This is a genomic window from Parashewanella tropica (assembly GCF_004358445.1).
Classification (GTDB): Bacteria; Pseudomonadota; Gammaproteobacteria; order Enterobacterales; family Shewanellaceae; genus Parashewanella; species Parashewanella tropica.
The window spans coordinates 121,860-145,617 of sequence record NZ_CP037951.1 but is presented as its reverse complement, the minus strand read 5'-3'; the positions used below and the strand labels follow the sequence as shown (position 1 = coordinate 145,617).

Genomic DNA, 23,758 nt, shown 5'->3' with positions numbered 1-23,758 from the left:
CTATTCAACCACTCTCCCCGTTTTAATCACTACACTCGGCTGTTCAAGCAATCGAATATCACTCAATGGATTACCTTTCACTGCCACAATATCAGCACGCTTACCCTTGGCTAAATGACCAATATCATCCACGCCTAACACTTTAGCAGCCACTGAAGTGGCACTTTGTATGGCTTTCATCTCTGGCATACCTGCATTCACCATCAGTGCAAACTCTTTGCCGTTCTCCCCATGGGCGCCAACACCCGCATCGGTTCCAAAAGCAATGGTGACACCTGCTTTGTAGGCTCTAGAGAACATATCTTGCATTTTCGGACCAATGCTTGCCGCTTTGGGTCGTACGATTTCAGGGAAATAGCCATCAATTTTGGCTTTTTCAACCACAAAGGCACCGGCACTTAACGTGGGCACTAAAGCCACATTGTGCTTCTTCATCAAAGCAAAGGTTTCTTTATCAAGATAAGTGCCATGTTCAATGGTGTTTACCCCAGCCAAAATCGCCCGTTTTATGCCTTCTTTACCGTGACCATGAACAGCGACTTTAAAGCCATAATCTTTAGCGGCAGCCACAATAGCTTTCAATTCTTTATCAGTAAACTGTGGGTTTTGACCACTTTTCGCCATGGATAACACACCACCAGTAGCGGTGATTTTAATGAGATCTGCCCCTTCTTTGTAGCGCTGACGTACTGCTTTGTAGGCATCTTCAGCCCCATTGATCACGCCTTGTTTCGGACCGGGATCTCCCATCATGGTAAGTCTTCGCCCATTGGTTGGATCGGCATGACCACCTGTGGTCGCTATCGACTTGCCAGCGGTATAAATCGTGGGTCCTTGAATATAGCCTTTATTAATCGCAGTTCGTAACGCGACAGATGCATTACCACTGTCGCCTAGCTCACGTACCGTGGTAAAACCCGCCTTGAGGGTTTTCTTGGCAAATAATGATCCTCGCAGTGCAATATCGGCAGGATTAAGGGTGTAAGGCTCCATATAGGAATTGGGGCTCATTTGAAACGAGAGGTGAGTATGCATATCGATAAACCCGGGCATCACAGTTCCCATTCGATAATCAATCACTTCATCACCTGATTTAGGCGTGATATATCCTCGCTTGATATCTTTAATACGGTCATTGTCGACAACTACTGTCATTTTCTTTTGTGGCTTATCAGATTTACCATCAATCAGTTGTCCAGCATAAATCAGTAAATCGGCATGGGCGGTAAAACTGGCACTCAATGTTCCCAGCAATATTAGTGGTAGGGCTTTGGTTGTCATTATGTTACCTTTTTGTTTGTTTTTTCACAGAATAAGTGACTCAATCTCTCATGACAAGGAGTATTCATGGAGCAAGTTTGGGATAATAATGGCTGGCTTGAACAAGTTAATGACTGGGTTACAAAGCAGTTAAACATACTGGGAATCAATAGCACTGGAGGGTTACAGCCAGTATCTGGCTGGGGGCTGGGACATGTGTTGAAACAACCAGCAGAACAAGGCGATGTTTATTTTAAAGCAACGGCTAAGCTGCCTCTGTTTTCTAATGAAGCCGTGCTATCTCAGTACCTACATTCCATCAATATGCCCACACCCGAAGTGTTGGCCATAGAAGAGACACACCAATATCAATTAACCAAGGACTTTGGTTGCGGGTTGGCTGAAGACAGTCCGGCGGCAATATGGGCAGGGGCATTTGAGCAATTTGCTCAGCTGCAATTAAAAAGCATGTCTTATCTCAAAGACTTCAGCAAACATGGTTGCTTACATCGTCCGATCTCTGGCGTGGTCGCTCAGTTGCAATATCTGATTAAACATCCCGAATTACCTTCGTTGTTGGATAGCGAAATATTACTCGCTACTGAAAAAACCATTGCAAAGCTCTCACACAATATCGATGAGCTTAGTCAATTGGAAATAGGAGAAGCCCTCGTTCACGGCGATCTTCATATTGAAAATGTGGCGATGAATGATGATCAATATCTCTTTTTTGATTGGAGTGACGCCTGTATCAGCCATCCCTTTATTGATGGCACTTATCTATATCGAATGCCAGACTCTCAAGATAAAACCCAAATCATAAACGCCTATCTTAAACCGTGGAAACAATACTATGATCCACAGCAAGTAGAGCATGCTTGGCAACGGTGTGAACATGTATGCTATGCCCATCAAGCGGTCTCTTATGCTTCTATGATGTTACACTTATCTCCACAAGCAAGAGCCGAGCTTAATGCGACATTTCAAAATGCGTTTAAAAGGTTTGCTTATTTATGATCTCTTACTCAAAACGGCTTCTAAATGAAGAGCCACGTAAGTGGCTCTATTAAATGTGGTTTCGAATTTAAAAATGGTAATGGAAACCTACGGTCAATTGTCGATAGTCATCAAACCAATCATACGCAATATCAGCCGATACTTTATCCGAAATGCGATAGCCGAGCCCTCCACCAAAACCGAATTCCCATTCATCATCGGTATAGACATTCCGGCGATCATTGACACTTTTAGCGTCACCATCAATATTGACATAATTAGGCTGAATAAAAAGGCGAATACCATTTTCAAACTGATACGAACCTCGTAAGCTGAGCATAAAGTAGCGTTCTAATTCAAGATCATAGTCAGTCCCTTGATAACTCACTTTGTCGTCACTGATCCCTGTTGCTATTCGGATATTCGGTGTTAATGAAAAGCCATTGTTGAGTATAAATTGATAACCTAACTCTCCTTCGATACCACTAATGGAGTAATTATTTTTGTTGCTATCATTCATAACATTAATGTAATGAAGGCCAGCTTCCCAGTTAGCCAGAGCGATTGAAGAATTACCTAATAGCAAAAGTACAAATGCGGCTCTCTTTAGCATAATGTTTCCTTACCTTATGACTTAAAAATTCCACATCAGTATAGTTAAGGTTTACATATTTACATTGTTGACAACGGGATATTAATGCCTTCATTTGGGTTAACATCAAATATGACTCAATCCCCACTCCAAAGTTTATAGTTAACAATAACGGTAACCTCACTTATCCACTGTCAAAAGCACAATATGCGTTAGATCAAAGTTTTGCGCTATGGTATCAGGCATACTTCACACACTTTCGCTCATTCTAATTAAAGCCGGAGAAGCATTGTGAGTTATTCCTCAAAGATCCGCTGGGATCAATCCATGATTGAAAAGTACAACTACAGCGGTCCACGTTACACTTCTTATCCAACGGCGCTAGAATTTGACGCGAGTTTTACAGAAGACCAATTTTTAAAAGCAATTGAGACCAGCAAAAGCCGTCAGTTGTCGCTTTACATTCATATTCCATTCTGTGCCAAGCTTTGCTATTACTGTGGCTGTAATAAAGTCATTACGCGCCACAAACATAAAGCTGAGCAATACCTAGAGTATTTAAAGTCTGAAATTTTGGCCCGTGCGCCACTGTTTAAAGACTACCAAGTAACACAAATGCACTGGGGTGGCGGTACTCCGACATATCTAGAACCTGAGCAAATCTTGTGGCTAACCGATCAATTGAAATCAGCCTTTAACTTTGTTGATGATGGCGAATTTTCGATTGAAATCGACCCAAGAGAAATCGAACTGTCGATGCTTGATACCCTAAAACAAGCGGGCTTTAATCGTATTTCAGTGGGTATTCAAGATTTCAATAAAGAAGTCCAAGTTGCGGTTAATCGCGAACAAGACGAGCAGTTTATCTTTGACTTAATTGGTCGAGCTAAAGAACTCGGATTCCAATCCACCAATGTCGATTTGATCTATGGTCTTCCGCATCAAACCGCTGAGAGTTTTGCTAAAACCATTGCGCGTACTATTGAGTTATCCCCTGATCGCTTATCAGTATTTAACTATGCACACTTACCTGCCCGTTTTGCTGCGCAGCGTAAGATTAAAGACGAAACCCTGCCTTCACCACGTGAGAAGTTAGAGATCTTGCATCAATCCATTGAAGGTTTAACGGGAGCGGGTTATCAATTTATCGGTATGGATCACTTCGCTAAACCTGATGATGAGTTAGCCAAACTGCAACGAGCGGGCAAGTTACACCGTAACTTCCAAGGCTATACTACTCAAGAAGAGTGTGACTTATTAGGGTTAGGTGTTTCTTCTATAAGCCAAATTGGCGATTGTTATGCGCAAAACCAAAAAGAAGTCAAAGACTACTACCAAGCCATTGATGACAAAAACAATGCGTTATGGAAAGGTTGCTCGTTAGATAGAGATGATGAAATCCGCCGCGCTGTGATCAAACAGCTTATCTGTCATTTCGAATTAGATATGGCAAAGATGGAACAAGAATTAGGTATCGAATTTGAAAGCTATTTTGCTGAAGACTTGAAGCTGCTACAAACCTTCATTAATGATAAGTTAGTCAATATTGATGACCGAGTGATCACCATTGGTGAAACCGGACGTTTATTGATCCGTAATATCTGTATGTGCTTTGATAAATACTTCCGCGAAAAGGCACGTCAGCAACAGTTTTCCCGAGTGATCTAAGACACTGTATTTTATAGGGTAAGTGGTCAAAACACTTACCCTACTTTCTTTATTCGACAATTCTATATGGGGTGTTCTGATAATTTAAGGTGATATTTTCTGGAGCACTCACAGATAGTAAGTGCTGACTAACGATTTTAACTCTTTGCCTTATTTCGTTATCAACAGTGATATCAATCAAATACTCTCTACCTGTAAAGGTTTGCTCAATGTGCTCAACACTAATGCCTTGATTTGAATGCGCAACTTCAATGTCTTCTGGTTTAAACAGCCACTGTCCTGACTCAGTTAACTCGAGTACCTGAAATATCTTATTGGCCTGCTCAGTTGAAAATACATTACCACATTCCATAAACTCAGCGACTTCAACCGATGAGGGCTGATTAACCAACTGTAATGGCTCACCAAACTGAGCGATTTTGCCCTCCAGCATCACCGCCACTTTATCGGCAAACGCAAACGCCTCTTCTTTAGCATGGGTCACAAAAATACAACTGACCTTAGCTTTTTTGAAAATCGCTTTTAGTTCAGCCATCATCTGACGTTTTAATTGCGCATCGACATTAGAAAATGGCTCATCCATCAAGAGTAAATTGGGCTTAGGAGCTAATGCCCGTGCCAAGGCAACCCGTTGTTGCTGTCCGCCAGACAGTTGATGCGGATAGCGATCACCAAATCCAACTAAATCCACCAGCTGTAAACACTCATCAATTCGATGTGCTTTTTCGCTCTTATTCAGTTTTGAAAGCCCATAACCAATATTATCCGCTACTGTCATATGTGGGAATAACGCGTAGTCTTGAAAGATAAAACCAATATTACGCTTTTGCGCTGGCACAAAATCATCACCAAACACCGAAATACCATTAACGTGGATCTGACCTGAATCTGGCGTTAATAATCCCGCAATACATTTAAGTACGGTGGTTTTACCGCAACCACTTGGACCTAGCAGACAAAGGCTCTCACCGATAGCCAGTGTCAGATCCAACCCTTTAACTATGGATTTACCCGAAAAAGATAAATTTATCTGATTGAGCACTAATGCCTGACGAACAGATGATGAATGTGACATTAGTGCACTCCTTTATTTTGGCGATGAAGAAACAGCAGCGGTAACATGCTCACAATGATGATCAGCAAAGCGCCTAATGCGGCATGCTCTAACTGCTCATCACTGGCATATTGATAGACGTAAGTCGATAAGGTTTCAAAATCAAACGGACGTAACAGTAAAGAGGCGGGTAACTCTTTAATGCACTCGATAAACACCAATAAAAATGCGGTAAACACGGCTGGGCGCAATTGAGGTAAGTTAATGTCCTTAAACACCTTAAAGCGAGATGAGCCCAACATTCGTGCCGCATCATCTTGATGCTTTGGGATCTGCTCATACGCTGACTGCACACTGCCGTTAGCAATAGCGGCAAAGCGCACCACATACGCCATGATCAGGGCAAACACACTGCCCGATAATATTAAGCCGACTCGCGGCATATTCAGCTCAACCAAAAGCTTATTGAGCATCAAGTCAGTGCTGCTGAGTGGGATCAATAAGCCAATCGCGAGCACCGTTCCCGGTATCGCATAGCCTAAAGACGACAGTGATAACTTAACTTTAGCGGTTTTTGATTGAGTAATGCGCTGCTCTTGATTCCACAATAGTGCAATCAGGCTCGCCACCGTCGCCGCTATTACCGCCAGCCACAAGCTGCTGGATAAATGCTGCCACAATTGCCCTTGAGTATTTTCCTGCCAGTAATCAGTGACGAATTGGATCAGATATCCCACAGGCAGTAGTAAGGCCAATACGAGCACCGTCAGTGAGTAGCCCCAGATCAAACCTAATTGCTTTTTCGAGGGTTTGGCTCGTACCAGTACATCATTTGCGGCTTTTTCAGTGAAGTATTGTTGCTGTTTACGACTGATTTTTTCAATCCACAACAAGCCTAAAACCAACATCAACATCATCAATGACAACTTGGCGGCGGTCAATAAACTGCCATAAACCAGCCATGCATCATAAATGGCGGTAGTTAGGGTATTGACCGCAAATAGCTGCACGGTACCAAAATCAGCCAATGCCTCCATCGCAATCAAGCTACAGCCAATCACTAAAGCGGGTCGTACTAATGGCAGTTGTACTGTCCAAAATATACGTTTGTTACTGGCGCCAAGCATTTGTGCGGCGGCGGTCATTTGCGGGCTTTGTTTGCTAAAGGCATTCGTCAGTAACAAGAACAAATACGGATACAACGCCAAGGCGAGCATGATGCAGGCACCGGTAGTCGAGCGAACATCGAAAAACCAATATTCCGTTGGTCGCTGCCAATTGAAAGCCTGGCGTAGCCAGCTTTGAATAGGGCCGGCAAAATCCAACAATTCAGTATAAATATAGCCAGACACATAGGCAGGCATTGCCAAGGGCAAAATCAATAACACTTGCAGCAGTTGTCGCCCGCTAAATTGATAACGGCTACACCACCATGATGTTGGCACAGCCAGCAATAAAGCAATCATCACACTGCCAAACATGACAGAAAGGCTGTTGACGATATAGTGATCCAGCACCGTTGCTTTGATTTCAGCAAAGCTATCATCAACGACACCAGAGAATTGTGAGGTAACGACCAGATAAATTAGCGACAGTGCGGGTAATAGTAACATTGCCGTACCGACAGAGGTCACCCCTTTGAGAAAAGCAAACGCTCGCCCATGCGTAACATTGGACGAGCGTGATAAAAAGTTAAAGCGGTAGCGTTTGTTATTCAATGTCGAAACTCGATGTATGAACTAAATTAATCGTCCATTTACAAGCAATAGTACGGACGCCAACTGAAACGTACATCCATGTACTGACGACCGTTACATCCTGTAACGGACGGTTGTCTTACCGCACTATTGCTTCCACCTGAATCCACCAGCCACTCTGTGAATGTCTACATCAAATTTTACGTTGCTTTAACATACAATGCGATTTCAGGATTATAAATCAAAACCCACTTTATCGACGAGCTTTAATGCCTTTTGACGATTTTCAGCAATCTTCTCAAGAGCAATGTTATCTGCCTTAAACTCACCCCAGCTTTGTACTAGCTTAGAGGGTTTTACTTTAGGATTTACCGGATATTCCATATTCAACTTAGCATAAAGACCTTGCGCTTTATCACTGGCTAGGAAGTCGAGTAGTTTTTGCGCCGCCACTTTGTGAGGCGCGTGCTTTGCCATGACCGCACCAGACACATTGATGTGCGAACCACGACCTTTTTGGTTAGGGAAATTCAGATATACTGCATCAGCCCATGCTTTTTGCTTACTGTCTTTGATCATCTTGCCATAGTAATAGCTGTTACCTAATGACACATCACACAGCCCTTCTTTGATCGCTTTCACCTGAGCACGATCATTACCTTGAGGTTTACGAGCCAAATTTGCTTTTACACCGCGTAGCCATTGTTCCGTCTGGGCTTCGCCATCATGGGCAATCATTGAAGCAATCAAGCCTAGATTATATGGATGTTTACCACTACGAGTACAAATACGACCTTTGTATTCCACTTTGGCTAAATCTTCATACTTCAAAGCACCAAGCTTGCCAGCACGATCTTTTGAAGAGTAAACATTACGAACACGTTTGGTTAACGCCAACCAATGATTTGCAGAATCACGAAACTGTGGTGCGATGTTGTTAGATAGACCAGACGTTAATTGATAAGGCTGAGTTAATCCTGAGTCTTTTAACTCTAATAACTTGGAAAAATTAGACGTCAGGACTAAATCCGCTGGCGACAACTCGCCTTCTCGCTTCAGGCGTTGAATCAGTCCTTTCTTAGCAAAAACCACTTTGGTTTTAATGCCCGTTTCTTTGGTGAATTGCTCAAGAATGGGCTTGATCAGAAACGGTTGTCTGAACGAATAAATGTTTACTTGTGACTCTGCCGCTTGCGCGCTTAATGCAGAAAAAGCCAAAATGGATGTTGCTAATAACCGTTTCATAATTCACCTCACAAATGATAATGATTCGCATTTTATCACTTAGTTTGGCGATGAAAAAGGTTTGAGATCATTTTTTCAACATTTTTTACATCAAGCGCATCATATTTGAATGTGGTTTAGAGCTATCCAAAAGAAGGATAGATAAAACAGCTTGCTGCCACCAGCGCCCATACCAACATGGTAAACCAATACATCCCAGGCTCAGAGTCACGACGATACGCCTGCCAGATATAGGCTTCACCACGAACCAAATCGAACAACAACCACAATACTAATGCAAAACCTAACCAGTATGACCAAGGCATAATTAACACCATTTATTTTCTAGATGACAATTTATAAATTACTCGAAAATCAATTTAATTGTCAAGCAGACAATTAAAAAGTAGAATAAAGACTGTATTCCATAATTTAAGAGTCGTTTTCATGGCAAGACCAAGTTTAGCAAGCACCCGACGTGAAGAAATCTTAGATGCGCTTGAGCACTGCATCATAGAAAAAGGCATTCAAGCAAGTTCACTCGAGTATATTGCTGATACTGCCAATATGAAACGCACTATATTACGCCATTACATTGGCAATCGCGACGAAATCATTTGTGCATTGAGTTCTCGCTGGCGTGATAGGTATACCGAGCAATGGGAACAATTATTGTATTGGTTGCCAAAGAAAAAGCGCACAGAAGCCATGATTGATATGTTGTTTTCTTCTCGCACCAAAGACTACATAAAACGCACAACCATTACGGATGCACTATTCACAGAAGCGAAACGGCTTGAGCCTGTTCGGGCTGATCATAAATCGACGATGCTAGAAGGGATCAAATACATCACCGCCATCCTTAAAGAGCAGTTTACCGAAGTCAGTGATGACAAAATTCGCCTAGTAGCATCGGGCATCATTGCCAACTACATCATGAGTGAGAATTTATTAACCTTAGGGCTCACTGATGAGATTTATATGCTAAAAGAAAGCTGCTTGCTGTTAGTTTCAACACTCAAATAATATTAAGCAACTGGGTTTATTTTCCGTTTGACAATTTAATCACCAATAATTAAACTGCGTATAAATTGTTCTTATTGGATCAAATCATGCGCCTTTTCAACTCGATATTCACTGCCCACGCGGTTCTAATCGGTCTTGGCATACTTTTGCTTTTACCAGTAGCGTCAGCAAGTGCTATCACAAACAAAGCTGCCAATAAGTCAGCTTCAAGTAACAACACTTCCGCTTACACTACTCAAGCAATTTCAGGTCTTACCGAGCGTGTCAAACTGCTTGAGCTACCTTCATTTTGGGCCGATTTTCGAAAGTCAAAAGCAGCCACCTCACAACTGTCCAAAAACCCAAGTAAGGTGTTTGTACTTTATAAGAACATCAGTTCAGATTTTTCAGAAGCGACGGTCACTATTGGGTTTGATGTCAAAGAAGTAAAAAATGCCATTGGCAACACCCCGCTTCCTCCTTCCTCAGCGGTGCAACAGCTTTTGCCAAAAGGAAAATATACTAACACGCAGCTTATCCAAGGCTGGAGCAAAATCGACTACGCCCGACCTATTGAGTCGGTTGTTGAGATCAACTATCTCAACAGTAAAGCAGAACCTGAGGCCACTCAGTTATTTGTTCAATACAGATAATCTGAACTAACCAACCTCACAAAGCGCCCGTGTACTCGGGCTTTAATCCACACTTTCAAATTCGCTTTTTTATTAAAGAGGACACCGTTATGTCTATTCATAAGCGTAAACTCACCATGCTGTTAGCATTACCTTTACTTAGTTTATCCGCCACAACAATCGCCAGCGAACTAAGATACAATTATGCTGAGTTGGGAACATCTATTGCTAAAACCCAGTTTCAAGTCGGCAATCAACGCCCTACTTTTTCAGGAAAATCATTCAACGCTACCGTTCAATATACACCGAAAGACGGTGTGTATTTAAAAGGCGTATTTAGTCGATTATCGATAGATGATAGCGATACCATTATTAATACCAAACATACCGCAGATGGTACCACGACAACCTTTGGTGGTGTCTTGGGTGCATACCGCTCGTTAACAGATAACGTCGACATTCGCGCTGGTATTGGCTTGGTCAATGAAAAAAATGATTATGACTTTAGCTATCGATTAAAAGATAAAAAGTACATTCAAAAGAGCGATTTTGATAACACGAGACCTTACATTGAAGCTGGTTTAAAAGTAGATTTTGCTGAGTGGGGAGATTTAGATTTATTGCTATCAAGATACAACGACGGTACCTATTTTACCATCGGCGGTAATATGCCTATCACGGAAACGATTGGTATTGATTTAGGCTACAGCTACAGCCCAAGCGGAAAAGATCGTAAAAGATTTGGTGCTTGGAATATTGGAATGAGATATTACTTCTAATAAAAAGCCGATAACTAAGTTCGTTACAACTTAGCTCGGCTTGAATAATATTTGGTATGCTTTCGCACTTAGCACATTCATGTTAAGTGCGAAAACAAAACTAGATTACAGGCGAATACCTTCAATAGCTAGCTCTAACTCAACATGAGTACTGGCTGGACCCAAGTCATAATTAATACCGTAGTCTTTTAATTTCAACTCAGTCGTGCCCACAAAGCCCGCACGATAACCACCCCATGGATCTTTACCTTCACCCAATTTTTCAATTGGAAAGCTGATGGTTTTAGTAACGCCATGCAGCGTAAACTCACCTGTTACTGTGCCATGAGTCGCATCTTTAAATTCAATCTTGGTACTTTTGAAGGTAGATTTAGGGTACTTTTTAACATCAAGAAAGTGTGGATTACGCAAGTGCTTATCACGCTCAGCATGGTTTGAATCAATACTCGCGGTATCAATTTCAATATTGATCTTTGACGCGTTTGGATTGGCTTTATCCCAACTGAATTTACCGTCAAAATCATTAAAGCGACCGTATAACCAGCTATAACCTAAGTGTTTAATTTTGAAGTTAACAAACGCATGTGCGCCTTCAATGTCCACTTTATAATCGGCCGCATTTACGCTTCCCGTCATTGCAGCAAACAAGGCTGCCATTAATACTGTCTTTTTCATCTTAGTTCCTTAGTCTTGTTTAAATGGCAACATGCGCCTTAGTGTGTTGTCTTTATCAATAAAGTGATGTTTGAGAGCAGCAAATATATGTAGAGCCGTTAAGGTGATTAATCCCCAAGCTAATCCCCAATGGATCACACCCGCAATATCTTCTTGCTGATCATGCATGGCAGGCAACGCCGCGACTTCAAATACCCCGAATACATCAATGCTGCGGCCATCTGCGGTTGAGATCAGGTAACCTGAAATCATTAAAGCCAGTAAACCTAGATACAGCAGTAAATGAGCAGCATGCGCGGCTTTATTCACCAGCGTGCTATTGGTCGCTAAATCCTGAGGCCGAGGGTTGATCCAGCGCCAAATTATTCTCAATCCAAGTGTCAGCATCAACACAATTCCCAAAGCCTTATGAAGCTCTAATGAACCGCGATACCAAGGGTCGTAATAGGTAAGCTCAACCATATACAAACCAAGACCAAACAAACCAAATACGGCTAACGCCATGATCCAGTGTAATAAACTGGCGATGAGTCCATATCGTTGTTGTGAATTTTTTAGCTGCATACATTTTTTCAAACATCAAAAAGTGAACTCTAGATTACAGAAGAATTAACTGGTCGAAAATCGACAAATATGAAAAACTATTGTGCATAAATAGACGGAGTGATTTAGGAACTTTTATGGATGTGCTATGGGATGATTACAAAAGTGCTTTTGCGGTAGCAGAGTCTGGCAGTTTAAGCCAAGCGGCAAAACATCTTAGGCTCGCTCATAGCACAGTATTGAGGCACATTGACCGTCTAGAAGAGAAGTTAGGGGTTAAATTGTTTTTTCGCCACCAGCGAGGCTACCAATTAACAGAAGCTGGGCAAGTGTTTTTAAAAGAGTTTCCCCATATACAGCATCATTTTAAGCGTTTGGAGAATCAGATCCACAATGCCTCGAATGAACTCAGTGGCAATATTGTGATCACTACCGTGCCCACTTATGCCATTCGCTTACATCCTGCCATTAAGTCATTAAGACAGGCTCACCCTCAGTTAAGAGTTACTATGCTCGCCACCGACGCCGTTATTCCACTTGAAAACGGCACGGTTCATGTAGCGATTCGCCCCGGCAGTAAACCTCAAAGCAGCGATGTCGTAGTAAAACCCATACGTGCTACTGAACTGAAAATTTATGCTCATAAAGACATTGCCGTAAAACAAGGGCTGCCAAACTCCATTGCCGATTTACAACATTACGATTGGATCATGCCTACAGGCTTCAAACGCAATATCTCTATTTTCAAAACCATTTTGCCCCATATCCCTTTGGAGCGAGAAGTCTATCAATCCAACCACTTTTCAGATATTGCCCACGCCATTGCCGGAGGGATGGGGCTGGGTGTTGTGGGGATGGAAATTGCCAAAGAAATGCCACAATTGGTAGAAACCCCATTTCAAGTGCCTGATCAGCTCGACAGTTTATGGTTTGTCTACCATCGTGATTTACGTAACAGCAAAAAAGTCGCCGCTTTTTATGAACATGTGATCAAAAATTTGATTTAGCGATTAAGCACAATATCTGACACGTAGCCTTGCTCGCAACTCTCTAACGCCGGAACAATCAGTTCTGCCGCCTGCTCAGCACTCATAAACGTATCAACAGGATAATCTACGCCCGTTTGCTGCCAAAAATCGGTATTCATGCCAGCAGGGTAAACCCCTACAACTCGAATTTTTGAAGACTTTACTTCTTCACGTAGGGCTTCAGTGAACCCTCGCACGCCCCATTTGGCAGCACAATACACGGTTTCATTGGCTTTACCTTTTTGCGCTGCCGTAGACATAACATTAATGATCATGCCATCAGACGTTTTCATTGAATCCACAAAAGCCTTACAAGGATAAATTACAGACAATAAGTTTTGCTCTAAACTGGCTGAAATCTCATCATCATCCAAGTTGGATAACGACCCAAATAGGCCATGCCCTGCACAATTGATCAGTACTTTTGGAATGCCCAAAGCGTCAAGTGTATAGCTTTTTAATGCATTAACCTCTTCAGCTTTAGTCAGATCGGCTACATACATCTCATTGTTAGCGTTCTCTAATTCTGCCAATAAGGCTTCGAGTTTAGCTTGATTGCGCCCTACCAATAACAAACGCTTACCTAGCTTAGCCAAGTAATGTGCCAAAGCGCGGCCTAACCCACCTGTGGCGCCCGTAATAATGTAATAACTCATGAACATCTCTGTAGTGGTATTGTTTCACTGCAATTATATTGCCTTACAAAAAATTCTTAACTTAAGACTTGTGAACTAGGTCGCATTAATTTAAGTTCACCTCATTCTAGGGCGTGCCCTAATAAACACGAAAAAAGTAAGGTACAACTTATGATTGCTAAGCTCTCAAGAATTGCATTGGGTTTGTCACTGGTAACGGCTTCGACATTCTCATTCGCAGAGTCCATCACATTTGAGACTCAAGTAAAAAAAGATACAGATACACTGGTAATTTTTTACGGTGAAAAGCGTGAAAATACCCAATTCGCTGACTTTGATAAGCAAACAAATGGTCAATTAAGCAAAGCTCTAAAAGCGGCGGATTTCAAAGGGAGCTACAGCAGTACCGTTGAAATCTTAGCGCCAAACAATATTAACTACCAACGAGTAGTCATCATTGGTACTGGTGATAAAGCTTTATCAAAAAGCCAAGCGACTAAGCTTGGGGGTAACCTTTCAGGTAAGTTAGAGCAAAAACAAATCAAAACGGTCACGGTAGCCGCTGATGACTTAGCCAATAATGCTGAAACGGCTGCTCAAATTGCGCACGGTATTAATCTTCGCGCATACCGCTTTGAACAGTATTACAAACAAAAACGCGCCGATAAATCCTTCTACTTTGATGTTAACAATGGCAAAGCCGCTGTTAATGCATACAAGCCATTAACTTACATTGAAAGCGGCGTGTTCTTAGCCCGTGATTTAACCAGCGAAACACCAACGGAAATGACGCCTGTTGATTTTGCTAAAGCCGCTAAAGAGCTAAAAAAATACGGCGTAAAAATCACTGTGCTTAACCCTAAGCAACTCAAAAAATTGGGAATGGGTGCATTAGAAGCGGTTGGTCGAGGTAGCGCGGAAGGCTCTCGCTTAGTGGTAGCGCATTATAAAAACAGTGATGAAGCACCAATTGCCATTGCGGGTAAAGGTATTACCTTTGACTCAGGCGGTTACAACATCAAAACCCACAGCTCTATCGTACACATGAAATCGGATATGGCTGGTGCCGCCGCAGCTTTAGGCACGGTAAAAGCCTTAGCCATGGGTAAAGAAAAGGTCAACGTAGTCGCGGTTATGGGCATGGCGGCTAACATGGTATCTGAAACCTCTGTAGCCCCAGGTGATGTACTGACCACAGCCGAAGGCTTAACCGTAGAAATTACCAATACCGATGCCGAAGGTCGTTTGGTGCTGTCTGATGCTATGTGGTATGCCCGTGAAAAATTCAAGCCAAGTGTATTGATTGATGTTGCTACGCTTACGGGTTCTAAAGTCCGTGCTGTTGGTAATGAATACGCCGCCGTATTTTCTGAAGATGATAACTTAGTTAACCAGCTCACCATGGCAGGCAAAGAAGTCAACGAAAACTTATGGCGTCTACCTTTAGGCTACAAGAGCGCCCTTAAGAGCGGCATCGCTGATTTACGTAACACAGGCTCAAGTGGCCCAGGTGCAACCACAGCGGCAACTTTTTTACAGCAATTTGCAGGCGACACCAAATGGGCACACATTGATATCGCGGGTAATGCCTTAGCCAGCTCATCAAAAGGTGAAGTGCCAAAAGGTGGCACTGGTTATGGCGTAAGATTGCTAACTGAATGGATTTTGAATAACAAATAACGCCATTGTTTGTATCCATAAAAGAGAAGAGCGCTGTGGCGCTCTTTTTTGTTATTGCTTACTGGTGAGTAAATAGAGTTATTCCGATTTTGAATCCCAAGAAAAAAAGCAGCTAATTCCCAATAAGGCCCAAACAGAAACGCCAACCCAATATAAAGTCGGCTCTTGGTCGCGATATACAATACTATAAAGATAGGTATAGCCATGATACAAATCCCAACCTGCCCAGCCTAGTAATAAAACACCTATGATTTTCCAAAACATCTTATTTCTCCATGATCTAAAAAACACAACAACTCGCAATTGGCAGTAGAGTGCCAAACAAGGTAACTAGAGGCCATTCCCAATTAGTTTTTTTATTACCCTATCAACTAATCATCACTGATACCGTGTCCGATACAACTTTTATTAGCATTCTGAATCATTAAAGAAAATTAATGTGCTTTAGTCACTAATGGAAAGTAGAGTGTTAACCTGATGTTTTATAAGTCAATCTGTATATTCCGTTGTTCAGTGCTGATATTAATGCACTCCATCTGACGCTGTCGGGAGATAAAATGGCTGGTAAAAATGAAAGAGTTGCTACCCCAACACCTAATCAACTTCAATATTTTCGAAGTCAATTACAAGAATACAATTCCGCAAGCAGTGAACCTCTCCCATCGCACGTAAAAGTCCAGGGCCAACAAAGCGGTTCACGAGATTATCATCTACAAAAAAGTAGCACTAAACAACCTGGAACCCAACGCTCTTTTCATGAATTTTCACATCAACCCACAGAGCATAAACCGACTTCCCGTTCAAAGTACTCTACTTCGACAATAACCTCAATGACCTCTTTTATGTCAAAGCTTTCATCAAGCTCCGATGATGAGGAATCCACGACAAGTCATAATTCTAGTTCCAGTGCGACATCAAGCTCGGATGAAGATGCTTTAGTTGCCCCTCTAAAGCCAACGGGTGGCGTTGTGTCAGATTCTGAAGATGATGACAATATCAGTTTAGTTCCCCCTTTAATACCAACAATTGGCCTTGATACAAGGCAAACTTCTGAAGAGTTCCAAGCTGAAACCCAAGCACTTAAGCAAGCCAAACCTGAGTTGTTTGAAACAAAAAAACTATCCTTAATGCATCTCAGAAGGAAGTCAACAGATCTGAAACGCACGCCGTTAAGACCTCTATCTGCTGCCGTGGGAACAAGTCACACAGGTGAAGTCTTCAAAGGCATGACACGTTCTCAGTCAGAGCAATTTAATCAAGGAGATTCAAGTTCAGCCTCCTCCTCTGCAACAAGCAGTGCTGTAAACAGCAGACCGTGCTCAGCATCATATGCAGATGACAGAGCACTAGAAGCCTTCCAAGAAGAGCTACAACGGCTCCAAACAATAAAAGGCCAGCTTCCTTCTGATACAACTATGTCTGAGAATATCCACGGCACAGTGGCAAAAGGTGAGTTTGCCAAGTTTAAAAGCTTACTCCGCCAAGGTGCCTGTGCCAACTTACCCCTTGCGCCAGACTGGAAAACACCTTTACACAGCCTTACTGAAGCAGTCGGTCAAACGACTCAATATTCGCTACTACAGCAAGCTATGTTAATCCACCTGCTCAAAACCGAAAAAGTGAATCCCAATTGCCAAGATAAAAAAGGAAACACACCTTTACATTATTTATTTGTCAATGGCACTGAAATTCCAGAAAGTGTGCTTCTTCAGTTGCTCAGTTGGGGAGCTAACCCTGCCATTTGTAATTTACAAGGGGAGGCGCCGTGGCAGCTATGTATTGCTCAACCGAATGCTTCAACAGAAACCATTCGCTATCTGGTTAATAACATCGATTCCAAAGACAACATACCAACAGAGGAAAAAGTAAAACTTCTGGCTTGGCTTAAAGCATCAAAGCGAAAGATACCACTTCCTGAATCTCTTAAAACACTGCAAGGTACAGTCACTGCAACCTTTGCCACTGACAAGCAACTGAAAAAGCTTTATCAAAGTGAGCTTGCTGCAGCAAATAAAGCCTTAACTCAAAAAGACAAACTACAAGGGCTCGAATCAGGGTTTACTAATTCACAAATAAGGCGGTATTTAGAATTCATCAACACCAGAGATGTGCAGAGAGTACAAGAGTTCTTAGAGCAAGGGTACCCAGTTTCCTTTCCTGCTAAAACAGCACAACTGCCAATCCACACGGCTTGTCACCCTCATGAACATTCAAGTTCAATGGTTAAATTATTATTATCCCATGGTGCCGATGCAAACGCCTCGACTTACGTGGGTATATCCCCGTTACATATTGCAGCGAGGCACAATAACAGCCAAGTATTTTGGTTATTGAAAGATCACAGGGTAGATATTGACAAACGTGACGTATTTGGCAATACACCACTTCATTACGCTGTAATGTCTAGCACTTCTCAAGATATGGTTCAGTTACTTGTTGATAGTGGTGCCGAAGTACTTTGCAAAAACAATAACCAGCACTCCCCCATTCATATGGCCTTGATAAACGGCCACCGTGGTTCCGCTAAGATAATGATTGATTCCTTAAAGCCCGATGATTTTGTAAATACCAAGCAACTCATACGGCTTACCGCTTGGTTAGTCGAGTATAAAGCTACTGAGTACTTACCAGAGGATTTAAGAGATAAAGTGTCACATTTAATCCCTGCTGCTGAACAATAACATTTGGTGCTGTATCTAAATTAGACACCATGAAGATAAATTAATGTGATCTTTATATCGATTACTAACAAAGTATTTTTACATCGCAACCCGTACACAGCATTGTCTTAATTTTATCTTCCAATAACCAACAAGGTCATGCCTATGGCTAGTCGACCAGCAGCTACTTATGGTAACGACACCCATTACCAATACGGCGTTATATATGGTGACGGGATTCGACAACAACTCGCTGCTCCCCCTTCTTTAGAAGAAGCTCAAAAGCTTGCACAACTCGAACGTTTTCATCAAGAAAATTTGATGTATGACTCTACTTATTTTGGTAGCCCTCAAGCGCAGATTTTGGCGGCTCAGAACGTTGTTTCAAACCCAACTGCCAATGAAGATCATAAGTCAATACTCTCTTCTTATGAGGTAACAGCGGCACACCAAAGAGTTCACGAAGAGAGAAAATGGCGGCACATAAATGAACTTAAAGCCGTTCAACAACAAAGGAAACTCGAAGGTGTGATGGATTTAGAGTATGAAGCTGCTCCTCCCCGCGCACGAACGAATATATTTGAGTATTTTGATTTAAAACCTGAAATTCGCCCAACAGCGTCACCAGGGCAGCATACAAATGAACATCATGTCTTACATGCTCAATGCCGAAGCTCCAAAGCTGTCCTTACAAGCAATGTTCCACAGATTAGAAATACGCCGATAAGCACACAGCCCCCAAGTGATATTAAGCTGTTACTTCCTGGTTATCCATCACAACCAGGCCAACCAATTTTGACAAAATTGCTTCCCCATCAAGCTAAAAGAAATTATGGGGAAATGGCAGAAAAAACAGCCACTGACAAAACATCTTCAGCTCAGGGAACATCGCTAGTTCCTATTGTAAGCCAGAACAGTTCTCGTAGGTGTCAGTTTCGTCAAGCACTCATTACGGCACGAACTCAAATACTGGACTATAAACTTAATCACTTTGACAACAATCAATCGTCCATTTTGAAACGACGAGATTCATCAGCCAACACTAAGCATAAGAAAATACACTGTTGCCATGTAAAAAAAAGCGCAACTCATCTAGAAAACGAGTTATTACAGTGTTCTGCCATTAGGCCTAATGAGAAAGACAGCAGTGGAAAAACTCCTCTTCATTATGCCGCACTTAGTCAACACATTCCCCCTGAGGCGATAACAGTACTTTTTGATCAAGGCGAACGTATAGACGTAAAAGATCATTTGGGCTTTACCCCATGGCAATATGCCTTTGCTCATCAAGCAAAGGAAAATGTCCTCGTATTTATCGAACAATTAGCAAAGCATGTAACGGATGAAATTCGTATAATAGAAATCGTAGCTTGGCATTTTGCAGCGGAAAAAGGCTACTTGATCCCCCAGCAGTTTAACTTTATAAAAGAAGTGGCACTGCCAATTTATGCTGAAACCTCGCTTTTCAGATCAGACATTACTTAAGAAATGTTTGAAGATGTTGATGATATAGCTAAACCTTCGCTAAAGGTCGAAATTTGGATACAAAAAAGGCCGCCTCAGCGACCTTTTTCTGTGTTTGACTAAATGTTGATATTACTCAACGATTTTAGCTACAACACCAGCACCAACTGTACGACCACCTTCACGGATTGCGAAGCGTAGACCTTCGTCCATCGCGATTGGGCAGATTAGAGTAACAACCATCTTGATGTTGTCACCTGGCATTACCATTTCTACGCCTTCTGGTAGCTCGATAGTACCAGTTACGTCAGTTGTACGGAAGTAGAACTGTGGACGGTAACCTTTGAAGAATGGAGTGTGACGTCCACCTTCTTCTTTCGAAAGTACGTATACTTCTGATTCGAAAGTAGTGTGTGGAGTGATAGAACCAGGCTGTGCTAGTACTTGACCACGCTCAACTTCGTCACGCTTAGTACCACGTAGTAGGATACCACAGTTCTCACCTGCACGACCTTCGTCAAGCAGCTTACGGAACATTTCAACACCAGTACAAGTAGTCATAGTCGTATCTTTGATACCTACGATTTCTACTTCGTCACCAACTTTGATGATACCGCGCTCAACACGACCCGTTACAACAGTACCACGGCCTTGGATTGAGAATACGTCTTCGATTGGAAGAATGAACGCACCGTCGATTGCACGCTCTGGCTCTGGGATGTAAGTGTCTAGAGCGTTTGCTAGCTCAAGAATTTTCTCTTCCCACTGTGCTTCACCGTTTAGTGCGCCTAGTGCAGAACCTTGGATAACTGGTAGGTCATCACCTGGGAATTCGTATTCAGATAGAAGTTCACGTACTTCCATTTCTACAAGCTCTAGAAGCTCTTCATCATCTACCATGTCACACTTGTTCATGAATACGATGATGTAAGGTACACCTACCTGACGAGAAAGTAGGATGTGCTCACGAGTTTGTGGCATTGGACCGTCAGTAGAAGCTACTACTAGGATAGCGCCGTCCATCTGTGCAGCACCAGTGATCATGTTTTTAACATAATCCGCGTGACCTGGGCAGTCTACGTGTGCGTAGTGACGAGTCTCAGTGTCATATTCGATGTGAGAAGTATTAATCGTAATACCGCGCTCACGCTCTTCTGGAGCGTTATCGATTTGTGCGAAATCTTTTGTCTCACCACCAAAAGCTTTAGTCAGTACGTGTGAGATAGCTGCTGTTAGGGTAGTTTTACCGTGGTCAACGTGACCGATAGTACCAACGTTAACGTGCGGTTTGCTACGTTCAAATTTTTCTTTAGCCACTTTATATTCCTTTTCTTTCAGGAGTCCTACCACTCGCGATAGGACGGCTTAAGTCATAAGATAAATGTGTTGGAACTCGAAAGCTTAGCCTCGAGCTTCCATCATCGCTTTTGCAATGTTTTGCGGCGCTTCGGTGTACTTCAAGAACTCCATAGAGTAAGAAGCACGACCTTGAGTAGCGGAACGCAAGTCGGTCGCATAACCAAACATTTCAGATAGAGGCACTACGGAGCGAACGATCTTGATGCCGGCCACGCCGTCATCCATACCTTCGATTAAGCCGCGGCGACGGTTTAAGTCACCGACAACATCACCCATGTACTCTTCTGGGGTAGTTACTTCTACCTTCATGCATGGTTCGAGCAACACAGGCGACGCTTCAAGCGCACCTTTTTTGAAGCCCATGGAACCAGCAATCTTGAAAGCCATTTCGTTGGAGTCTACATCATGGTATGACCCATCGTACAAAGTGACCTTCACGTCCAACACAGGGAAGCCGGCTAATACACCGCTCTTCATCTGTTCTTGGATACCTTTGTCAACGGCAGGAATGTATTCACGAGGAACCACACCACCCACAATTTCGTTGACGAATTCATAACCTGAACCCTGCTCTTGCGGCTCAAGTTTCAACCATACGTGACCAAACTGACCACGACCACCGGATTGACGTACGAACTTACCTTCGACTTCAACGGTGTTCTTAATGGTTTCGCGGTACGCCACTTGTGGCTTACCAACGTTACATTCTACTTTAAATTCACGGCGCATACGATCAACGATGATATCAAGGTGCAGTTCACCCATACCTGAAATCAAAGTTTGACCTGACTCTTGATCCGTTTCTACACGGAACGATGGATCTTCAGCCGCCAGCTTTTGCAGTGCAATCGCCATTTTTTCTTGGTCAGCTTTCGAGCGAGGCTCAACTGCAATGGTGATCACTGGATCTGGGAACTCCATACGCTCCAAGATCACTTTGTGTTGATGATCACACAGCGTATCACCCGTGGTCACTTCTTTTAGACCAATGGCAGCGGCAATGTCACCGGCGCGAACTTCTTTCAGCTCTTGGCGATCATTGGCGTGCATTTGTACGATACGACCGATACGTTCTTTCTTCTCTTTAACCGAGTTGTACACCATAGCGCCGGTTTCGAGCACACCAGAGTACACACGCATAAAGGTTAACGTACCCACAAATGGGTCAGTCGCAATTTTGAATGCTAATGCAGAAAATGGCTCTTTGTCGTCTGAATGACGCTCAACCTCACGGTCACGATCGTCAACACCTTTAATCGCAGGGACATCAATCGGAGCAGGAAGGAAGTCAACAACTGCATCCAATACCGCTTGAACACCTTTGTTTTTAAAGGCACTACCACAGGTAGCCAAAACGATTTCGTTGTTGATGGTGCGTTGACGTAAGGCCGTTTTGATTTCTTCTTCGGTTAAGTCACCTTCTTCAAGGTACTTATCCATCAATTCTTCATTGGCTTCAGCCGCAGACTCCACCAAGTACTCACGCATTTCTTCGGCTTTATCTTGCAATTCAGCTGGAATGTCTTCGTAAGTGAAGGTGGTGCCTTGATCGGCTTCATTCCAGTTGATGGCTTTCATCTTAATAAGATCGATAACGCCTTTGAAGTCGTCTTCAGCGCCGATGTTCAACTGGATAGGTACGCAGTTCGCGCCCAAACGATTGCGGATTTGATCCACCACACGGTCAAAATCAGCACCTGCACGGTCCATCTTGTTAACAAACACCATGCGTGGCACGCCGTATTTGTCCGCCTGACGCCAAACCGTTTCAGATTGAGGCTCTACCCCTGATGATCCACAAAAGACGACTACAGCGCCATCTAGCACGCGCAGAGAGCGTTCTACTTCAATGGTGAAGTCAACGTGTCCAGGAGTATCAATGATATTGATGCGATGCTCAGTGAATTGACCGTCCATACCACGCCAGAAAGTGGTGGTAGCGGCAGAAGTGATGGTGATACCACGTTCTTGCTCTTGTTCCATCCAGTCCATGGTCGCGGCACCATCGTGCACTTCACCGATTTTGTGGGACAAGCCTGTGTAAAACAAGACACGCTCTGTGGTAGTGGTCTTACCCGCATCTACGTGAGCGCAGATACCGATGTTACGATAGCGCTCAATAGGAGTGTTACGAGCCACGAAAAAATCCTCTTATTTGACCCTCTTAGGGTTATTTATTTTTGGTTTTATACCAATTCGAAATGACGCTAATGAGACAGTGTAATTGCTTTTTCAAATTTAACATCATTGCGAATTGGCATGTTGCCATGCCAAACCGATGTGAGCCCGAAGGCTCACACACAAAGTCATTACCAGCGGTAATGAGCAAACGCTTTGTTTGCTTCTGCCATACGATGCACGTCTTCGCGCTTCTTAACAGCAGTACCTTTGTTTTCAGATGCATCTAGCATTTCACCTGCTAGACGTAAAGCCATAGATTTTTCACCACGCTTACGTGCAGCTTCAACCAACCAACGCATTGCTAACGCATTACGACGAACTGGACGCACTTCACATGGAACCTGGTATGTTGAACCACCAACACGGCGAGATTTAACCTCTACCGCTGGGCGAACATTTTCCAGAGCAGTTTCAAGGATAACTAGGTGTTCTTCGCCTTTTTTATCAGCAACAACATCCAGTGCCTTGTAGATGATTTTTTCTGCAACCGACTTTTTGCCGTCTTGCATTAGTACGTTGATGAACTTAGCCAACAACTCACTTTTAAATTTTGGGTCTGGTAGGATTTTACGTTGTCCTACAACGCGACGTCTTGGCATAACTATTCTCCGTATGCTTCAGGTTGT

The 23,758-nt window shown here is 42.9% G+C and carries 22 protein-coding genes; 9 read left to right on the top strand and 13 right to left on the bottom strand.

The features are described from left to right. Positions 1-1,281, bottom strand: a complete 1,281-nt coding sequence (locus tag E2H97_RS00640; protein ID WP_133405329.1) for a metal-dependent hydrolase family protein — start codon at positions 1,279-1,281, stop codon at positions 1-3. Positions 1,282-1,347: 66 nt separating this feature from the next. Here E2H97_RS00640 and E2H97_RS00635 point away from each other — a divergent pair, with 66 nt between their 5' ends. Further along, entirely contained in the window at positions 1,348-2,277 is a 930-nt protein-coding gene (locus tag E2H97_RS00635) for a phosphotransferase (RefSeq protein WP_133405328.1), read from the top strand. Positions 2,278-2,344: 67 nt separating this feature from the next. Here the strand turns inward: E2H97_RS00635 and E2H97_RS00630 are convergent, their stop codons facing one another. After that, complete coding sequence (locus E2H97_RS00630; protein WP_133405327.1) at positions 2,345-2,869, bottom strand: outer membrane beta-barrel protein; 525 nt, start codon at positions 2,867-2,869, stop codon at positions 2,345-2,347. Positions 2,870-3,139: 270 nt separating this feature from the next. On the opposite strand from E2H97_RS00630, the gene hemN reads away from it, so the two are divergent. Next, complete coding sequence (gene hemN, locus E2H97_RS00625) at positions 3,140-4,516, top strand: oxygen-independent coproporphyrinogen III oxidase (RefSeq protein WP_133405326.1); 1,377 nt, start codon at positions 3,140-3,142, stop codon at positions 4,514-4,516. A gap of 49 nt (positions 4,517-4,565) precedes the next feature. Here hemN and E2H97_RS00620 read toward each other — a convergent pair whose 3' ends face one another. The 4 genes from E2H97_RS00620 to E2H97_RS00605 all read right to left on the bottom strand — a co-directional run bounded on the left by E2H97_RS00620 (position 4,566) and on the right by E2H97_RS00605 (position 8,817). Beyond that, a complete protein-coding gene (locus E2H97_RS00620) occupies positions 4,566-5,591 on the bottom strand; it encodes an ABC transporter ATP-binding protein (RefSeq protein ID WP_133405325.1) in 1,026 nt (341 codons plus the stop codon). Next, on the bottom strand, positions 5,591-7,288 hold the full coding sequence (locus E2H97_RS00615; protein ID WP_133405324.1) for an ABC transporter permease: 1,698 nt from the start codon (positions 7,286-7,288) through the stop codon (positions 5,591-5,593). Before E2H97_RS00615 ends, E2H97_RS00620 begins: the two co-directional genes overlap by 1 nt. 213 nt (positions 7,289-7,501) lie before the next feature. Further along, entirely contained in the window at positions 7,502-8,512 is a 1,011-nt protein-coding gene (locus E2H97_RS00610; protein ID WP_133405323.1) for an extracellular solute-binding protein, read from the bottom strand. 122 nt (positions 8,513-8,634) lie between these two features. Then, positions 8,635-8,817 (bottom strand): hypothetical protein, encoded by a 183-nt coding sequence (locus E2H97_RS00605; RefSeq protein ID WP_133405322.1) that lies wholly within the window; start codon positions 8,815-8,817, stop codon positions 8,635-8,637. Positions 8,818-8,938: 121 nt separating this feature from the next. Here E2H97_RS00605 and E2H97_RS00600 point away from each other — a divergent pair, with 121 nt between their 5' ends. From E2H97_RS00600 to E2H97_RS00590, 3 genes are all read left to right on the top strand, one after another. Further along, positions 8,939-9,517, top strand: coding sequence for a TetR/AcrR family transcriptional regulator (locus tag E2H97_RS00600; protein WP_133405321.1), 579 nt, complete (start codon positions 8,939-8,941; stop codon positions 9,515-9,517). An 86-nt stretch (positions 9,518-9,603) separates the two neighbouring features. Then, on the top strand, positions 9,604-10,149 hold the full coding sequence (locus E2H97_RS00595) for a hypothetical protein (protein WP_133405320.1): 546 nt from the start codon (positions 9,604-9,606) through the stop codon (positions 10,147-10,149). An 89-nt stretch (positions 10,150-10,238) separates the two neighbouring features. Continuing rightward, positions 10,239-10,907, top strand: coding sequence for an outer membrane beta-barrel protein (locus E2H97_RS00590; RefSeq protein ID WP_133405319.1), 669 nt, complete (start codon positions 10,239-10,241; stop codon positions 10,905-10,907). A gap of 105 nt (positions 10,908-11,012) precedes the next feature. On the opposite strand, the gene E2H97_RS00585 is transcribed toward E2H97_RS00590, so the two are convergent. Together E2H97_RS00585 and E2H97_RS00580 are read right to left on the bottom strand one after the other, a co-directional pair. Then, positions 11,013-11,582, bottom strand: a complete 570-nt coding sequence (locus tag E2H97_RS00585; protein ID WP_133405318.1) for a YceI family protein — start codon at positions 11,580-11,582, stop codon at positions 11,013-11,015. A gap of 9 nt (positions 11,583-11,591) precedes the next feature. Beyond that, entirely contained in the window at positions 11,592-12,146 is a 555-nt protein-coding gene (locus E2H97_RS00580; RefSeq protein WP_133405317.1) for a cytochrome b, read from the bottom strand. Positions 12,147-12,262: 116 nt separating this feature from the next. Here E2H97_RS00580 and E2H97_RS00575 point away from each other — a divergent pair, with 116 nt between their 5' ends. Beyond that, positions 12,263-13,132: a LysR family transcriptional regulator gene (locus E2H97_RS00575; protein ID WP_133405316.1), complete on the top strand. Its 870-nt coding sequence runs from the start codon at positions 12,263-12,265 to the stop codon at positions 13,130-13,132. Here the strand turns inward: E2H97_RS00575 and E2H97_RS00570 are convergent. Then, the gene (locus E2H97_RS00570) at positions 13,129-13,809 is read right to left on the bottom strand and encodes an SDR family NAD(P)-dependent oxidoreductase (protein ID WP_170308214.1); all 681 of its coding nucleotides are present in this window, start codon (positions 13,807-13,809) and stop codon (positions 13,129-13,131) included. The genes E2H97_RS00575 and E2H97_RS00570 overlap by 4 nt on opposite strands. Positions 13,810-13,959: 150 nt before the next feature. On the opposite strand from E2H97_RS00570, the gene E2H97_RS00565 reads away from it, so the two are divergent. Further along, on the top strand, positions 13,960-15,468 hold the full coding sequence (locus E2H97_RS00565) for a leucyl aminopeptidase (protein WP_133405314.1): 1,509 nt from the start codon (positions 13,960-13,962) through the stop codon (positions 15,466-15,468). A gap of 78 nt (positions 15,469-15,546) precedes the next feature. Here E2H97_RS00565 and E2H97_RS00560 read toward each other — a convergent pair whose 3' ends face one another. Then, a complete protein-coding gene (locus E2H97_RS00560) occupies positions 15,547-15,732 on the bottom strand; it encodes a hypothetical protein (RefSeq protein ID WP_133405313.1) in 186 nt (61 codons plus the stop codon). A 293-nt stretch (positions 15,733-16,025) separates the two neighbouring features. Here E2H97_RS00560 and E2H97_RS00555 point away from each other — a divergent pair, with 293 nt between their 5' ends. Both E2H97_RS00555 and E2H97_RS00550 read left to right on the top strand, forming a co-directional pair. Beyond that, entirely contained in the window at positions 16,026-18,149 is a 2,124-nt protein-coding gene (locus E2H97_RS00555; protein WP_133405312.1) for an ankyrin repeat domain-containing protein, read from the top strand. Between the two features lie 144 nt (positions 18,150-18,293). Continuing rightward, on the top strand, positions 18,294-19,613 hold the full coding sequence (locus tag E2H97_RS00550; RefSeq protein ID WP_133405311.1) for an ankyrin repeat domain-containing protein: 1,320 nt from the start codon (positions 18,294-18,296) through the stop codon (positions 19,611-19,613). A gap of 111 nt (positions 19,614-19,724) precedes the next feature. Here the strand turns inward: E2H97_RS00550 and tuf are convergent, their stop codons facing one another. From tuf to rpsG, 3 genes are all read right to left on the bottom strand, one after another. Then, a complete protein-coding gene (gene tuf / locus E2H97_RS00545) occupies positions 19,725-20,909 on the bottom strand; it encodes an elongation factor Tu (protein ID WP_133405295.1) in 1,185 nt (394 codons plus the stop codon). A gap of 84 nt (positions 20,910-20,993) precedes the next feature. Next, positions 20,994-23,090: an elongation factor G gene (gene fusA / locus E2H97_RS00540; protein WP_133405310.1), complete on the bottom strand. Its 2,097-nt coding sequence runs from the start codon at positions 23,088-23,090 to the stop codon at positions 20,994-20,996. Between the two features lie 170 nt (positions 23,091-23,260). Then, positions 23,261-23,731 (bottom strand): 30S ribosomal protein S7, encoded by a 471-nt coding sequence (gene rpsG / locus E2H97_RS00535; protein ID WP_121839258.1) that lies wholly within the window; start codon positions 23,729-23,731, stop codon positions 23,261-23,263. Between the last annotated feature and the right edge of the window lie 27 nt (positions 23,732-23,758).

Coding starts and splice junctions, on each gene's coding strand:
- E2H97_RS00580 (WP_133405317.1), bottom strand. CDS start 12,146: ATGCAGCTAAAAAATTCACAACAACGATATGGACTCATCGCCAGTTTA.
- E2H97_RS00565 (WP_133405314.1), top strand. CDS start 13,960: ATGATTGCTAAGCTCTCAAGAATTGCATTGGGTTTGTCACTGGTAACG.
- E2H97_RS00585 (WP_133405318.1), bottom strand. CDS start 11,582: ATGAAAAAGACAGTATTAATGGCAGCCTTGTTTGCTGCAATGACGGGA.
- rpsG (WP_121839258.1), bottom strand. CDS start 23,731: ATGCCAAGACGTCGCGTTGTAGGACAACGTAAAATCCTACCAGACCCA.
- E2H97_RS00620 (WP_133405325.1), bottom strand. CDS start 5,591: ATGTCACATTCATCATCTGTTCGTCAGGCATTAGTGCTCAATCAGATA.
- E2H97_RS00570 (WP_170308214.1), bottom strand. CDS start 13,809: ATGAGTTATTACATTATTACGGGCGCCACAGGTGGGTTAGGCCGCGCT.
- E2H97_RS00630 (WP_133405327.1), bottom strand. CDS start 2,869: ATGCTAAAGAGAGCCGCATTTGTACTTTTGCTATTAGGTAATTCTTCA.
- E2H97_RS00600 (WP_133405321.1), top strand. CDS start 8,939: ATGGCAAGACCAAGTTTAGCAAGCACCCGACGTGAAGAAATCTTAGAT.
- E2H97_RS00550 (WP_133405311.1), top strand. CDS start 18,294: ATGGCTAGTCGACCAGCAGCTACTTATGGTAACGACACCCATTACCAA.
- E2H97_RS00595 (WP_133405320.1), top strand. CDS start 9,604: ATGCGCCTTTTCAACTCGATATTCACTGCCCACGCGGTTCTAATCGGT.
- E2H97_RS00575 (WP_133405316.1), top strand. CDS start 12,263: ATGGATGTGCTATGGGATGATTACAAAAGTGCTTTTGCGGTAGCAGAG.
- E2H97_RS00635 (WP_133405328.1), top strand. CDS start 1,348: ATGGAGCAAGTTTGGGATAATAATGGCTGGCTTGAACAAGTTAATGAC.
- E2H97_RS00610 (WP_133405323.1), bottom strand. CDS start 8,512: ATGAAACGGTTATTAGCAACATCCATTTTGGCTTTTTCTGCATTAAGC.
- E2H97_RS00605 (WP_133405322.1), bottom strand. CDS start 8,817: ATGCCTTGGTCATACTGGTTAGGTTTTGCATTAGTATTGTGGTTGTTG.
- E2H97_RS00560 (WP_133405313.1), bottom strand. CDS start 15,732: ATGTTTTGGAAAATCATAGGTGTTTTATTACTAGGCTGGGCAGGTTGG.
- E2H97_RS00590 (WP_133405319.1), top strand. CDS start 10,239: ATGTCTATTCATAAGCGTAAACTCACCATGCTGTTAGCATTACCTTTA.
- E2H97_RS00555 (WP_133405312.1), top strand. CDS start 16,026: ATGGCTGGTAAAAATGAAAGAGTTGCTACCCCAACACCTAATCAACTT.
- E2H97_RS00640 (WP_133405329.1), bottom strand. CDS start 1,281: ATGACAACCAAAGCCCTACCACTAATATTGCTGGGAACATTGAGTGCC.